Source organism: Nocardia asteroides (assembly GCF_021183625.1).
Classification (GTDB): Bacteria; Actinomycetota; Actinomycetes; order Mycobacteriales; family Mycobacteriaceae; genus Nocardia; species Nocardia asteroides_A.
The window spans coordinates 6,630,347-6,643,256 of sequence record NZ_CP089214.1; the positions used below are offsets into that span (position 1 = coordinate 6,630,347).

Sequence of the window (12,910 nt, forward strand, 5' to 3'; positions counted from 1 at the left end):
CGGGCGGCTACCCGAGGTGTGCGCCGGAAAACTCGCAACCTTCCAGCGTCGCGCCGGCCAGTTCGGCGATCACGTCGGCGGCGTCGTGCCGCCGGGCGTAGGCGCGGCGCTGCCTGCGCGCGCCGTTGCCGCGGCTCAGCACCTCGGCCACGGCGTCGGTGACGAAGGCGCGGTCGCCGAGCTCGTCCAGTTCGGGGCCGATCCGCCGGACCAGCTCGTCCAGCAGCGCGGGGACCGGGAGCACCCGGCCGGAGACCGGCTCCAGCGCCTCGCCGTCGAGGCCGGAGCGGGCCGCGGTCCAGTAGGCGGCGCGCAGGATCTCGTGCGGGATGTCGGGGGCTTCCTCGTTGCGCGCCAGCGCTTTCCGCGCGTGCAGCACCAGGCCGCGGACCAGCAGGGCGAGCAGCGTGCTCTCCCGCGCGGTGGCGGGCACGTCGCCGACCCTGACCTCGATGGTGGGGAAGGAGAGCGACGGGCGGACGTCCCAGTAGACCATCTTGCGGTCCAGGATGCTGCCGCAGGCGAGCATGGTGTCGACCACCGCCTCGTAGTCGCGCACCGAGCGGAAGTAGGGCGGCGGGCCCGCGCTCGGCCAGCGCCGCCACAGGATGCTGCGCCAGCTCGCGTAGCCGGTGTCCGAGCCGCGGTAGATCGCGGAGTTGGCGCTGAGCGCGAGCAGCGCGGGCAGCCACGGCCGCAGGTGGTTGCTCACGCGCACCGCGATCTCCTGATCCGGCACGGCCACGTGCACGTGGCAGCCGGAGAGCCCCTGCTCGTGCGCGATCATGCCGAAGGCGTCGCCGATGGCGCGGTAGCGCGGGGTATCGGTGAGCGGGAACTCGTGCGGAACGGTCGGCGGCGCGGCCACCGCCAGCAGCCGGACCCGGTTGCGCTCGGCGCAGTGCGCGACCGCGCCGCGCAGTTCGTGCAGCTGGCGGTCGAGCGCCGCGGCGTCGGTGTGCACGTCGGAGCTGGTCTCGACCTGGCAGCGGGTGAGCTCCAGCTGGAGCTCGACGCCCGCCGCCGCGGCGGTCTCGGCGACCGCGCGGTTGGCGGCGGCGGGGGCCCCGGTCTCCGGGTCGACGAGCAGGAACTCCTCCTCGACACCCATGGTGAGCTCGGTCATCGGGCCGTGACCGCGGGGACGGACTTCCTCGGCACCGACGGTTGCCGCGGTGCCGCGTCGTCGCCCGCCTTCTCGAACTCGCGGAGCTGCCTGTGGTCCTCGCGCAGCAGCACGATGGCGTCGCTGGACATGGATTCCTCCTGGGTGGGGCTGTCCGGGTGCAGGCGAAGTGCCCGGGCGGCGCGGAGCGAAACCGGTCTAGCCCGGCGGCACCGCCGTCCACGGCCGGACCCGCTCCAGCTCCGCGGCCACGCGCAGCACGGTGTGCTCGTCGTTCGGCGGCCCGACCAGCTGCACGCTGCGCGGCAACCCGTCGGCGAACCCGGCGGGGACGGCGGCGGCCGGGTTGCCGCAGACGTTCCAGAGCGCGGTGTAGGCGATCATCGGCACCGTGCGCAGGGTGGCGCGCACCATGCCGGTGCCGTCCAGCCTGCCGATCGGCGGCGGCGGCCCGGCCAGGGTCGGGGTGAGCAGCAGGTCGTAGCGGTCGAAGAGCCCGTTGACCCGGGCCGTGAGCCGCTCGCCGCGCCGCTCGGACCAGCGCAGCACCGCGGGCGGCACCGTCACCCGGCCCAGCCGGATGACCGCGCGGGTGCGCGGCTCCAGCAGCTCCGGGTGTGGCATCCGTCGGGCATCCACCCGCACGCCGTTGATCACCTGCGGGAGGAAGGCATCGGTGGGGTCGGGGAGCCGGTAGCGGTCCTCGACGATCTCGTGGCCGAGCCCCGCGAGCGCCTCGGCGGTCTCCCGCACCGCGGCCACGCAGGAGGGGGCCGCGGTGATGCCGGGGGCGCCGGTGCGCAGCAGCAGCCCGATCCGCAGCCGCGGCCCCGGCTCCAGGTCGGTGTAGGAGGAGGTGGGCGCGGGCGCGTGCCAGCGGTCGGCGGCGACGGTGCCCGCGAGCACGTCGTAGAGCAGCGCGCTGTCCGCCACCGTCCTGGTGAGCACGCCGATCGTGCCGAGCGCGCCCCACAGGTCCGGGCGCGGGGCGCTGCTGACCCGGCCGCGCTGCGGTTTCAGCCCGAACACCCCGCAGCAGGCGGCCGGGATGCGGATCGAGCCGCCGCTGTCGGCGCCGGTGGCCGCGGGCACCAGCCCGGCCGCCACCGCCGCGGCGGAGCCGCCGCTGGAGCCGCCGGGGGTGTGCCGGGCAGACCACGGATTGCGGGTGTGGCCGACCGCGGCGCTCTCGGTGTAGGGCCAGATGCCGAACTCCGGCATGGCCGTCTTGCCGACGATCACCGCACCGGCCGCGCGCAGGCGGCGCACCACCTCGGCGTCGGCGGCGGCGGGCCCGCTCCCGGCGGCGACGCCGCCGTAGCCGGTCGGCGCACCGGCGACGTCGAGCTCGTCCTTGACCGCGATCGGCACGCCGTGCAGCGGACCGAGCGGCGCGCCCGCGGCCTGCCGCGCGTCCCGCTCGGCGGCCTCGGCCCGCGCCCGCTCGGCCAGGACGAGGGGGAAGGCGCGCAGCCGCGGCTCGGCGCGCTCGATCCGCTCCAATGCCTGGTCAACGGCCTCCGCGGCGGTGGTCTTGCCCGCGCGCACTTCGGCCGCGGTCTCGGCAACTCCGGCGTACGGCAGCGGAGCGGCCGTGGAATCCGTCATTGTTCGGCTCCCTTCCGCCTGGTTATCGAGGTGAACGCTACGGTGCGCAACACCACGGCGACACCTCCCCGCGCCGGGCGGGTCGCGGGCAATGATGGAGGGGGATTTCCCCGACGGAGAGGAAGTATCGTGCCGGAACCGACGCCAGCCCCGAACGCCCCGATCGTCGCCGCGGTGGACGGCTCGGAGACGGCGTACCACGCCGCCGCCTGGGCCGCGGTCGACGCGCGGCTGCACGGCCGCCCGCTGCACCTGCTCTGCTCGATGGCCGTCCCGTTCGGCTACGGCGACCGGCCGACGCTGCCCGCGGGCGAGCGCGACTGGCTGCGGGACGAGGGCGAACAGGCGCTGCGCGAGGCGGCGCGGATCGCCGAGGCGGCGGCGGGCGGGCCGGTCACCGTGACCGCCGAGCTGACCTTCGACTTCATCGTGCCCACCCTGCTCGACCGCTCGCGCACCGCGCACCGGCTCGTCCTCGGCAGCCGCGGGCTCGGCGCCTTCCGGCGCGGGTTGCTCGGCTCGGTGAGCACCGCGGTGGCCGGGCACGCGCACTGCCCGGTCGCGGTGGTGCGCACCCCGGCCGCGACCGACCCGGTGGCCGCGAGCAAACCCGTGCTGGTCGGGGTGGACGGCACCGAGAACAGCGTCGGCGCGCTCGAGGTCGCCTTCGCCGAGGCCGCCTTCCGCGGCGTCGGGCTGACCGCGCTGCACGCCTGGCGCGACACCAGCGGGCTCGACCTGCCGATCGACGACTGGGCCGGGGTGCGCGCCGGCGAGGAGGCGGCGCTCGCCGAGAGCCTGGCCGGCTACGCCGAGCAGTACCCGGAGGTGCCGGTGCGCCGGATCGTCGTGGCCGACCGGCCGGTGCGCTCGCTGCTCGACGAATCGGCGAACGCCCAGCTCGTGGTGGTGGGCAGCCGGGGCCGCGGCGGTTTCACCGGGATGCTGCTCGGCTCCACCAGCAACGGGTTGCTGCACTCGGTGGAGATCCCGATCGTGGTGGTGCGCGCCGCGAGCTGAGCGCGAACGCCGTTGCCGGGCAGCGTGCTCGGTGATTCCGGTCACAGCCACCCGGTGGGCGGGTGAGGATCGAGGTCCGCTCGCCCTCCGACGTCGAAGGGACCGCCATGGATCGCGCCGTGCCCCGTGCCAGCCGGAAAGCCCCGGAGGTTCCGTTCCCGCGCGGCGGGAATCGTCGCCGCTCCGGACCGCGGTCCGCCGCGACGGCCGTACCCGCGGGGGAGCCGGGCGGTCACACCCGCTCGCACCGCGACGGCGTGCTGCGGGTGGCCGCGGCACTGGCGTTCGCGGCGGCGCTCGGCACGGCCGCCGCCCCGGAGGCAGCGGCCACCGCCACCCAGATGCGGGTGCTCGGCGACATCAACTTCGGCTCCTCCACCACCTACGGCACCGGCTGCACCTACACCGTGCAGGTGCTGGTGACGAACGCGGTGGAGCCGGTCACGCTGCTGGACAACGGCATCCCGATCGCGGTGCGGGTGCCCGACAGCGGCAACGCGCTGTTCACCTGGATCCCGGCGGTGCCGGGGCCGCACCGGCTCGAGGCCGTCCAGGCGCCCGACCGGGAGCCGACCGTGGCGGGCGACGTGCGGGTCGGCACCGGAACGCACCTCGGCTACGCCTGCGTGGTCAACGGCGGCTGAGCGTCAGCGGCGCACCCGCCCGGTCATGGTGGTGAGCGGGACCCGGCCGGTCCAGCCGCAGGGCAGCGAGCAGGCGGCGACGACGGCGGTCTGCACGCCGCCGCCCGCCAGCATCTCGGTGGTGGCTGTGGCGCGGGCCGGGTAGCCGCACGCCTCGCATTTGCCGAAGTAGTCGAGGATCTCGCTCTCGCGCGAGTAGACCACCAGGGGGCTGTCAGTGGAATTCATGGGCTGCTCTCGGACGTGGGAATGTGGTCCACCTCACGGTAGGAGCGGGATCGCTGGAAAGCTGCCGGTCAGGCGGTAGTCGGGGACACTCACAGCGGCGGCGCCCGGCTGTTGTGCTGGATCGGCGCGTGTCGCCCGCCGGGAATCGCCGGTGCGGGGTGGTAACGAGGTGACATGCGACCCGAGCACGAGAACTACGACGCGGTCGTCGTCGGCGGCGGGCACAACGGCCTGGTCGCGGCGGCCTACCTGGCGCGGGCGGGCCGCCGGGTCGCGGTGCTGGAGCGCTCCGCGCACACCGGCGGCGCCGCCGTCTCGGCGCTGACCTTCCCCGGGGTCGGCGCCCGGCTCTCCCGCTACTCGTACCTGGTGAGCCTGCTGCCCGCGCGGATCGTCACCGACCTCGGGCTGAACTTCCGCACCGCGCGCCGCCGGATCTCCTCGTACACGCCGGTCGGCGACACCGGGCTGCTGATCGACACCGGCGATCCGGCGCGCACCGCGGCGAGCTTCCGGCGGATCACCGGCGCGGACCGCGAGCACCGCGCCTGGGGCGAGTTCGGCGCCCGCACCGGCGCGCTCGCGCGGGCCGTCTTCCCGACGCTCACCGAGCCGCTGCCGACCCGCGCCGAGCTGCGGGCCCGGCTCGGCGACGACGAACTCTGGGCCGCGGTCGTCGAGGAGCCGCTCGGCGCGCTGCTCGAGCGCACCTTCGCCGACGACGTGGTGCGCGGCGTCGCCTGCACCGATGCCCTGATCGGCACCTTCACGCACGCGCACGACCCGTCGCTGCGGCAGAACCGCTGCTTCCTCTACCACGTGATCGGCGGCGGCACCGGCGACTGGGACGTCCCGATCGGCGGCATGGGCGCGCTCACCGCCGAACTCGCCGCGGCCGCGATGCGGGCCGGGGCCGAGATCGTCACCGACTGCGCGGTCACCCGGATCGAGACCGGCGCGGTGGCCTATGCCGACGGCGCGACCGGTGCCGCCGGGGCGGCGACCGCCGGGCACGTGCTGGTGAATGCCGCGCCCTACGAACTGGATCGGCTGCTCGGCCGCGCGCCGGGGCCGAAGCCGGAGGGCGCGCAACTCAAGATCAATATGGTGCTGGACCGGCTGCCCCGGCTGCGCGACCCGGAAGTGTCGCCGCGGGAGGCGTTCTCGGGCACCTTCCATATCGCCGAGACGTATTCGCAACTGGCCGCGGCCTATCGGGAAGCCGAGGCGGGCGGGCTCCCGGCCGCGCTGCCGTCGGAGATCTATTGCCATACCGTGACCGACCGCTCGATTCTCGACCGGAATTCCGCCGAGCGCGGAATGCACACCCTCACGCTTTTCGGGCTGCACACCCCCGCGCGATTGTTCGCGGCCGATCCGGACGGCGCGCGGGAGCGCGCGGTGGCGGCGGCGCTGGCCCGGCTCGACGCGGTCCTGGCCGAGCCCATCGCAGGCTGCCTGGCGCGCGACGCCGACGGCAGGCCGTGCCTCGAGGCCAAGTCACCGCTCGACCTGGAGCGCGAGGTCGGGCTCCCCGGCGGCCACATCTTCCACGGTGACCTGGCCTTTCCCTTCCGGGAGGCCGGGGCGGACGACGACCCGGCCGCCCGCTGGGGCGTCGCGACCGGGCAGCCGGGGGTTCTCTGCTGTGGTGCGGGCGCGGTGCGCGGCGGCGGGGTGAGCGGCATCGGCGGGCACAACGCGGCGATGGCTGTGCTCGAAAGCACGGGGAATCGGTGACAATCATCACTGTTTGACCGGTGCATTGCCGTTTTGGTCGACACCGGAAGATGCTTTCCACCTGGGAATGTTCGCCGCAATTCGGGAAACAATTCGAATAGCGAAGCAGTTACCGGTGCGTGATCTGCCGAGATTGGTTCGTTATCGTCGCCTGCGGTTGCGCTTCGGAGCGCGGCCCGAGCCGGACCGGCGTAAGCCGGCGACCCCGCCCCGCGGTCCGGCGGACCCCGAGATCGTCCCGGGGGCGGGGGTTCGCGGTGCGGACCGGCGGGCGCAGGGAAGGAAACGCATGTCCCAGCAGCGGAAGACCAAGCAGACCCGGACCATCGGCCGCGCCCTCGGCGTCGCGGCGGTCACCGGCGCACTCGCGGCGGTGCCGTTCGGGATGGCCGCGACCGCATCGGCCGCGGGCAACGACTGGGACCAGGTGGCGCAGTGCGAGAGCGGCGGCAACTGGTCGACCAACACCGGCAACGGCTACTACGGCGGGCTGCAGTTCACCCCGAGCACCTGGTCCGCCAACGGCGGCAGCGGCATGCCGCACAACGCCAGCCGCGCGGAGCAGATCCGGGTTGCCGAGAACGTGCTCGCCACCCAGGGCGCCGGGGCGTGGCCGGTCTGCGGTCAGTACCTCTGACCCTCGGAGACCTCGGGCGGCGGCTGGATCAGCGCGCGGGAAAGCGGATGATCCGGTCGTCGCCGTCGCTCCGGTCGCCGCGGCCGTCCGTGTTCGAGGTGCTGAGCCAGAGCGACCCGTCCGGTGCGACGGCGACCGTGCGCAGCCTGCCGTAGCGGCCGTCCAGCTCGGCGCTCGGCGTGCCGAGCCCGTCCGGGCCGATGGGGACCGTCCACAGCCGCTCCCCGCGCAGCGCGGCGACGTAGAGCGTGCTGCCCGCGATGGCGATGCCGGAGGGCGACGCCTCGTCGGTGCCCCAGGTGACGAGCGGGTCGGCGTACCCGCGAGCCGCCCCGCCCGCGCCCTCCACCGCGGGCCAGCCGTAGTCGCGGCCCGGCTCGATCAGGTTGATCTCGTCCAGCCGGTTCTGGCCGAACTCGGCCGCGAAGAGCCTGCCCCCGGCATCCCAGGCCAGCCCCTGCACATTGCGGTGCCCGCGGCTGTAGACCGGCGAGCCGGGCTCCGGGTTGCCCGGCGCCGCCTGCCCGTCCGGGGTGAGCCGCAGGATCTTGCCGCTCGGGTCGGCGGGGTCGGGGGAGCGGCGCGGCTCCCCGGCGTCGCCGGTGCCGACGTAGAGCATCCCGTCCGGGCCGAAGGCGATCCGCCCGCCGTTGTGGTTCCCGGCCTTCGCCAGCCCCTGGAACACCACCTGCGGCTGCTCGCCGAGCCGGAACCGCACGATGCGGTTGTCCGACTCCGCGGTGAAGTAGGCGTAGAGCAGCTCCGGGTCGGTGGGGGAGACGGCGAGGCCGAGCAGCCCGCCCTCGCCGCGCGCTACCACGCCGGGGACCTCGTACACGGGCTCGGCGGAGCCGCCGCCGGGCGGAATCCGCAGGATGCGGCCGGTGTCCCGCTCGGCGACGAAGGCGGTGCCGTCCGAGCGGAAGGCGAGTCCCCACGGCACGTCGATGCCGGTGCCGATCTCGGCCGGGGCGTCCAGGTCCGGGGTTCCGCCCGGGTCGCTCGGCGCGGCCGAGGTCGCGACCGGCGCGGTCGGGAAGCCGCTCGGTGGCGGCGGGAAGTCGTCCGGATCCTCCGTGCCGCAGGCGGCGGCCGTGGCGACGACGCAGGCGGCGATCAGGGCGCGGGCGGGTCGGCGAAGGCGCATACCGCCAGTATCCGGATTATTCGGACACTTGGTCGCCGAGCTCCGCGTGGCCGGTCGCGACCGCGTCCCGCAGCAGCTCCAGCGCGCGGGTGACGGTCTGCTCCAGCACCTCGACCGGATCGCCGTCGAAGACGTGGTGGCTGGTCGCGGTATCGCCGCCGACGGCGACCCCGAACCACACCGACCCGGCCGGCTCCCCGTCCTGGTCGCCGGGGCCGCCGACCCCGGTTACCGCGACCCCGGCATCGGCGTCGAGTAGCCCGCGCACGCCGGTCGCCATGGTCCCGGCGGCGGTGGCGGTGACGACCGGCACGTCCGGGACGCCCAGCACGGTCCGCTTGACCTCGGCGGCGTACGCGACGACGCCGCCGCGGAACCAGGTGCCCGAATCCGGCGCGGCGCCGAGGGCGGCGGCGATTCGCCCCGCGGTCAGCGATTCCGCCACCGCGACGGTGCGCCCGGTGCGGGCTGCCTCCTCGGCGACCCGCTCGGCCAGCGCCGCGGTGCGCTCCGACTCCGGGACCTCGGGCTGCCCGCCCGCCGCGTCAGGCGACACGGCCGGCCGCCTCGTCGCCGAGTGCCTGCGCGCGCAGCGTGCCGAGGGTCCTGGTGAGAATCCGCGAGACCTGCATCTGCGAGACCCCGAGGCGGGCCGCGATCTGGGTCTGCGTCCGGTTCTCGAAGAAGCGCATGACCAGCACCTCGCGCTCGCGCTCGGGCAGCGCCGCCAGCAGCGGTCGCACCGCGATGGCGTCCTCGAGCAGCTGGTAGGAGGGCTCCTCGCGGCCGAGGGTGTCGCGCAGCGCGAGCGGGGTGTGCTCGCCGTCGTCGTTGCCGGCGGCGTCGATCGAGTTGGTCTGGTAGGCGTTGCTCGCCACCATCGCCTGGGTCACCTCGGCGAGGTCGAGCTCCAGGTCGGCGGCGATCTCGCGGGCGGTCGGCAGCCGGCCCAGCGAGTGCGAGAGCGCCTCGACGGCCGGGCCGATCAGCAGCTGGACCTCCTTGAGCCTGCGCGGCACCCGCAGCGACCAGGTGTGGTCCCGGAAGTGCCTGCGGACCTCGCCCATCACGGTCGGCACCGCGAAGGAGAGGAAGGACGAGCCGCGCTCGACGTCGAAGCGGTCGACCGCGAGCACCAGGCCGAGCCGGGCGATCTGCAGCAGGTCGTCGTAGGACTCGCCGCGCCCGGCGAACTTGCGCGCGATGTGCGCGGCCAGCGGGAGGCAGCGGGCGATGATCTCGCGGCGGACGGCCTCCCGGTCCGGATCGCCCGGCGCGAGCGCGGCCAGCTTCTCGAACCAGGGTTCGATGTTGTCGTAGCTGTCGGTCGAACCAGCGGTTGTGCCTTGGCCGGCCGCCGGGGTCTCGCGCGTCATCGGGCATCCTCGCGTTCGAACTCGGGGTGGATACGGTCGCCGGTTCCGTGCCCGAACCGACGGAAGGTGGGCTGCCCGTCCGGACAGCCCACCCGCGGCGTTCCCCTCTCGGGGCCGCGCACACTTCCTAGTTCTGGAACCCGCGCTGCCGCGCCTCGTCCACGCTCGCCTCGGCCCGAGCCTTCTCGGCCTCGGCCTCCTTCTGGGCGACCTCGCGCTGGGACTCGGCCTTGTCCTGCTGGGCCCTGCCCTCGCCCTCCAGGCGGTCGCTCCCGGTGACGATCCCGGCGGCCTCCTTGACCTTGCCCTTCACATCCTCGACAACGCCCTTGATTCCCTCGCGGGGTCCGGTGTTCTCGGCCACGATGTCCTCCGAAAGTCGCGTTCAGTGCTGACATCGGTGGGCTTACCCGTGAGTCACAAGGCGAATCGGGGAATGGCGGCTAATTCTCGGCTATGAGTCCGGGATCACAGGTGCGGCATCACCTGCTCGGCCACCAGCGCGAGGTGGTCGAGGTCCTCGAGGTCGAGAATCTGCAGGTAGACCCGGCTGGAGCCGATCTCGGCGTAGCGGCCGAGCGTGTCGACGACCTCCGCGGGCGAGCCCGCCAGGCCGTTCTGCTTCAGCTCGTCGACCTCGCGGCCGATGGCGGCGGCCCGGCGGGCGACCTCCGCGTCACTGCCGCCCACGCAGGCGACGAGCGCGTTGGAGTAGACCAGGTCGTCCCGGCGGCCGTGCTCGGCGACCGCGGTGCGCACCCGGTCGAACTGCGCGGCGGAGTCCGCGATCGAGGCGAACGGCATGTTGAACTCGCTCGCGTAGCGGGCGGCCAGCCGCGGGGTCCGGCTCGGGCCCGCGCCGCCGACCAGCACCGGGATCGGGTCCTGCACCGGCTTGGGCAGCGCGGGGGAGCCGGTGAGGGTGTAGAACTCGCCCGCGTAGTCGAAGGTGTCGCCCGGCTTGGTCGACCAGAGCCCGGTGACGATGGCCAGCTGCTCCTCCAGCCGGGCCAGCCGCCGGTCCGGGAAGGGGATGCCGTAGGCGGTGTGCTCGTCGGCGTACCAGCCGGAGCCGAGGCCGAATTCCACCCGCCCGCCGGACATCCGGTCCACCTGCGCCACCTGGATGGCGAGCGGGCCCGGCAGCCGGAAGGTGGCGGCGGTGACCAGGGTGCCGAGCCGGATGCGGCTGGTGTCGCGGGCCAGCCCGGCCAGCGTGATCCAGGCGTCGGTGGGGCCGGGCAGGCCGTCGGCGCCGCCCATGGCGAGGTAGTGGTCGGAGCGGAAGAACGCGTCGTACCCCAGATCCTCGGCGGTGCGCGCGACGTTCAGCAGGGTGTCGTAGTCCGCGCCCTGCTGCGGTTCGGTGAAGATACGCAGTTCCATGCGGCCCATCCTGCCGCAGGTGGCGGCGGTGTGTGGCGGTGCGCGGCCGGGGTAGCCGCCGCGCATGGCCACCATCGCACCGCTTCCACACGAAAACACCGGGGCGCCGCGGCGCGCCGTCGTCACCGGCTCCGACTCCGGGATCGGCCGCGCGATCGCCCTCGCGCTGGCGGGCGGCGGGGTCGATGTCGGCGTCACCTATCACCAGGATCGGGCGGGCGCGGAGGAGACCGCCGCCGCGGCCCGCGAGCTCGGTGTCACCGCCGTCGTCCGGCACCTCGACCTGACCGAGCTGCCCGGCGCCGCCGCCGCGGTCGACGAACTCGCCGACGAGCTCGGCGGGGTCGACGTGCTGGTGAACTGCTCCGGCACCGGCAGCGCGACCAAGGCCATGGAGCTGGACTTCGACACCTGGCGCTCGGTGCTGAGCGTCGACCTGGACGGCGCCTTCCTCTGCGCGCAGCGCGCGGCGGCCAGGATGATCGCGGCCGGGCGCGGTGGCCGCATCGTCAACATCACCAGCGTGCACGAGCACGCCCCCCGGGTCGGCGCGGCGCCGTACTGTGCGGCCAAGGCCGGGCTCGGCGCGCTCACCAAGGTGCTGGCGCTGGAGCTGGCCGAGCACGGGATCACGGTGAACTCGGTTGCGCCCGGCGAGATCTCGACGCCGATGACCGGGCAGGACGATGCCGACCCGCGCGCGCAGCCGCGCCCCGGCTATCCGCTGGGCAGGCCGGGGCACGCGGAGGAGGTGGCGGCGGTGGTCGCGTTCCTGACCACGCCCGCGGCCGGGTACGTCACCGGGGCGTCCTACGTGGTGGACGGCGGCATGTTGCTGATGGGGCCGCAGGCGAGTGAGCGGCTCACCGACGAGCAGTGGCGCACGCCCTGACCCCGCTGGTGCTCATGGGGGTCTCCGGCAGTGGCAAGACCACGGTCGGCGAGCTGCTCGCGGCCCGGCTCGGGGTGCCGTTCACCGAGGGGGACGAGCTGCACCCGCCCGCCAATCGGGCGAAGATGCACGCCGGGATCGCGCTCACCGATGCAGACAGGTGGCCCTGGCTGGACGCCGCAGGCGCCCGGCTGGCCGCGAGCGGCGGGGTGCTGAGCTGCTCGGCGCTGGCCCTGTGCTACCGGGACCGGTTGCGCGCGCTGGTGGCCGGGGTCCGCTTCGCGCACCTCGACGTCGCGCGCCCGGAGCTGGCGCGCAGGCTCGCCGCCCGGCGCGGGCACTTCATGCCGGCGAGCCTGCTGGACAGCCAGCTGGCGGCGCTGGAGCCGCTGCGCCCGGACGAGCGCGGCTGGACGGTCCCGGCGGCCGGAACACCGGCGGAGATCGCCGGGCACATCGCGGAGCTGCTCGGCGCGGATCGGCCGGGGTGAGCGCGGCTCGGCGGCCCTTCTCCGAGAAGGGCCGCCGGACGGCTCAGTGCGCCGGCACCAGCTGCTCGCCGATGGCGGTGTCGAAGTCGGGCAGGTCGTCGGGGTTGCGCGAGGTGATGAGGGTCCAGCCGTCGTCGGTGGAGCGCACCACCGCCTCGTCCACCCAGGCGCCGCCCGCGTTGCCGATATCGGTGCGCAGCGACGGATAGCTGGTGAGCGTCTTGCCGCGCACCAGCCCCGCCTCGACCAGCAGCCACGGGCCGTGGCAGATGGCCGCGATCGGCTTGCCCGCCCTGGCGAACTCGGTGGCCAGCTCGACCGCCTTGGGTTCGGTGCGCAGCTTGTCGGCGTTCACCGTGCCGCCGGGGACGACCAGGATGTCGAAGTCGGCGGCGGAGACGTCGGCCAGCGCGGTGTCGGCGGTCGCCACCTCGTCCTTCTCGGTGTCGTGCCGGAAGGTCTGCACGTCGCCGCGCTCCGGGGCGGCGTGCACGACGGTGGCGTTCTTGCCGAGCAGCCACTGCCTGGGGTCGACGAGCTCGTCGTGCTCCACCCCGGTCTGCGAGGTGATGATCAGGGCCCTTACGCCGTCGAGATTCTCGGTCATGGTGGGTC

General features: G+C 74.5%; 15 protein-coding genes and 1 pseudogene. 6 read left to right on the top strand and 10 right to left on the bottom strand.

Translation table 11 applies throughout. The features are described 5' to 3' along the window. Positions 1–7: 7 nt before the first annotated feature. From LTT61_RS30700 to LTT61_RS30705, 3 genes are all read right to left on the bottom strand, one after another. Positions 8–1,126, bottom strand: coding sequence for a glutamate--cysteine ligase (locus tag LTT61_RS30700; protein ID WP_233017497.1), 1,119 nt, complete (start codon positions 1,124–1,126; stop codon positions 8–10). Next, positions 1,123–1,257, bottom strand: a complete 135-nt coding sequence (locus LTT61_RS32770) for a hypothetical protein (protein ID WP_269821823.1) — start codon at positions 1,255–1,257, stop codon at positions 1,123–1,125. Before LTT61_RS32770 ends, LTT61_RS30700 begins: the two co-directional genes overlap by 4 nt. A gap of 67 nt (positions 1,258–1,324) precedes the next feature. Next, positions 1,325–2,734: an amidase gene (locus LTT61_RS30705; protein WP_233017498.1), complete on the bottom strand. Its 1,410-nt coding sequence runs from the start codon at positions 2,732–2,734 to the stop codon at positions 1,325–1,327. Positions 2,735–2,863: 129 nt separating this feature from the next. Here LTT61_RS30705 and LTT61_RS30710 point away from each other — a divergent pair, with 129 nt between their 5' ends. Continuing rightward, positions 2,864–3,754: a universal stress protein gene (locus LTT61_RS30710; RefSeq protein ID WP_233017499.1), complete on the top strand. Its 891-nt coding sequence runs from the start codon at positions 2,864–2,866 to the stop codon at positions 3,752–3,754. Positions 3,755–3,816: 62 nt separating this feature from the next. Then, a complete protein-coding gene (locus LTT61_RS30715) occupies positions 3,817–4,398 on the top strand; it encodes a hypothetical protein (RefSeq protein WP_233017500.1) in 582 nt (193 codons plus the stop codon). A gap of 3 nt (positions 4,399–4,401) precedes the next feature. On the opposite strand, the gene LTT61_RS30720 is transcribed toward LTT61_RS30715, so the two are convergent. Continuing rightward, positions 4,402–4,626, bottom strand: coding sequence for a hypothetical protein (locus LTT61_RS30720; protein ID WP_233017501.1), 225 nt, complete (start codon positions 4,624–4,626; stop codon positions 4,402–4,404). 174 nt (positions 4,627–4,800) lie between these two features. On the opposite strand from LTT61_RS30720, the gene LTT61_RS30725 reads away from it, so the two are divergent. After that, the gene (locus LTT61_RS30725; protein ID WP_233017502.1) at positions 4,801–6,366 is read left to right on the top strand and encodes a phytoene desaturase family protein; all 1,566 of its coding nucleotides are present in this window, start codon (positions 4,801–4,803) and stop codon (positions 6,364–6,366) included. Positions 6,367–6,655: 289 nt separating this feature from the next. Beyond that, a pseudogene (locus tag LTT61_RS30730) lies at positions 6,656–7,000 on the top strand (transglycosylase family protein); the annotation flags it as partial. Between the two features lie 31 nt (positions 7,001–7,031). Here LTT61_RS30730 and LTT61_RS30735 read toward each other — a convergent pair. The 5 genes from LTT61_RS30735 to LTT61_RS30755 form a co-directional block, all read right to left on the bottom strand. Then, the gene (locus LTT61_RS30735; protein ID WP_233017503.1) at positions 7,032–8,150 is read right to left on the bottom strand and encodes a PQQ-dependent sugar dehydrogenase; all 1,119 of its coding nucleotides are present in this window, start codon (positions 8,148–8,150) and stop codon (positions 7,032–7,034) included. A 16-nt stretch (positions 8,151–8,166) separates the two neighbouring features. Beyond that, on the bottom strand, positions 8,167–8,706 hold the full coding sequence (locus LTT61_RS30740) for a CinA family protein (protein WP_233017504.1): 540 nt from the start codon (positions 8,704–8,706) through the stop codon (positions 8,167–8,169). After that, the gene (locus tag LTT61_RS30745; RefSeq protein WP_233017505.1) at positions 8,696–9,526 is read right to left on the bottom strand and encodes a SigB/SigF/SigG family RNA polymerase sigma factor; all 831 of its coding nucleotides are present in this window, start codon (positions 9,524–9,526) and stop codon (positions 8,696–8,698) included. Before LTT61_RS30745 ends, LTT61_RS30740 begins: the two co-directional genes overlap by 11 nt. Before the next feature lie 127 nt (positions 9,527–9,653). Continuing rightward, positions 9,654–9,890 carry a CsbD family protein gene (locus tag LTT61_RS30750; RefSeq protein ID WP_233017506.1) on the bottom strand — a complete coding sequence of 79 codons (237 nt, stop codon included), beginning with the start codon at positions 9,888–9,890 and terminating at the stop codon, positions 9,654–9,656. 104 nt (positions 9,891–9,994) lie between these two features. Then, positions 9,995–10,912 (bottom strand): LLM class F420-dependent oxidoreductase, encoded by a 918-nt coding sequence (locus tag LTT61_RS30755; RefSeq protein WP_233017507.1) that lies wholly within the window; start codon positions 10,910–10,912, stop codon positions 9,995–9,997. Between the two features lie 64 nt (positions 10,913–10,976). Between LTT61_RS30755 and LTT61_RS30760 the strand changes: the two genes are divergently transcribed. Continuing rightward, a complete protein-coding gene (locus tag LTT61_RS30760) occupies positions 10,977–11,804 on the top strand; it encodes an SDR family oxidoreductase (protein WP_233017508.1) in 828 nt (275 codons plus the stop codon). A gap of 14 nt (positions 11,805–11,818) precedes the next feature. Continuing rightward, the gene (locus LTT61_RS30765) at positions 11,819–12,295 is read left to right on the top strand and encodes a gluconokinase (protein ID WP_233021259.1); all 477 of its coding nucleotides are present in this window, start codon (positions 11,819–11,821) and stop codon (positions 12,293–12,295) included. 43 nt (positions 12,296–12,338) lie between these two features. Here the strand turns inward: LTT61_RS30765 and LTT61_RS30770 are convergent, their stop codons facing one another. Next, on the bottom strand, positions 12,339–12,902 hold the full coding sequence (locus LTT61_RS30770; protein ID WP_233017509.1) for a type 1 glutamine amidotransferase domain-containing protein: 564 nt from the start codon (positions 12,900–12,902) through the stop codon (positions 12,339–12,341). Positions 12,903–12,910: the final 8 nt, after the last annotated feature.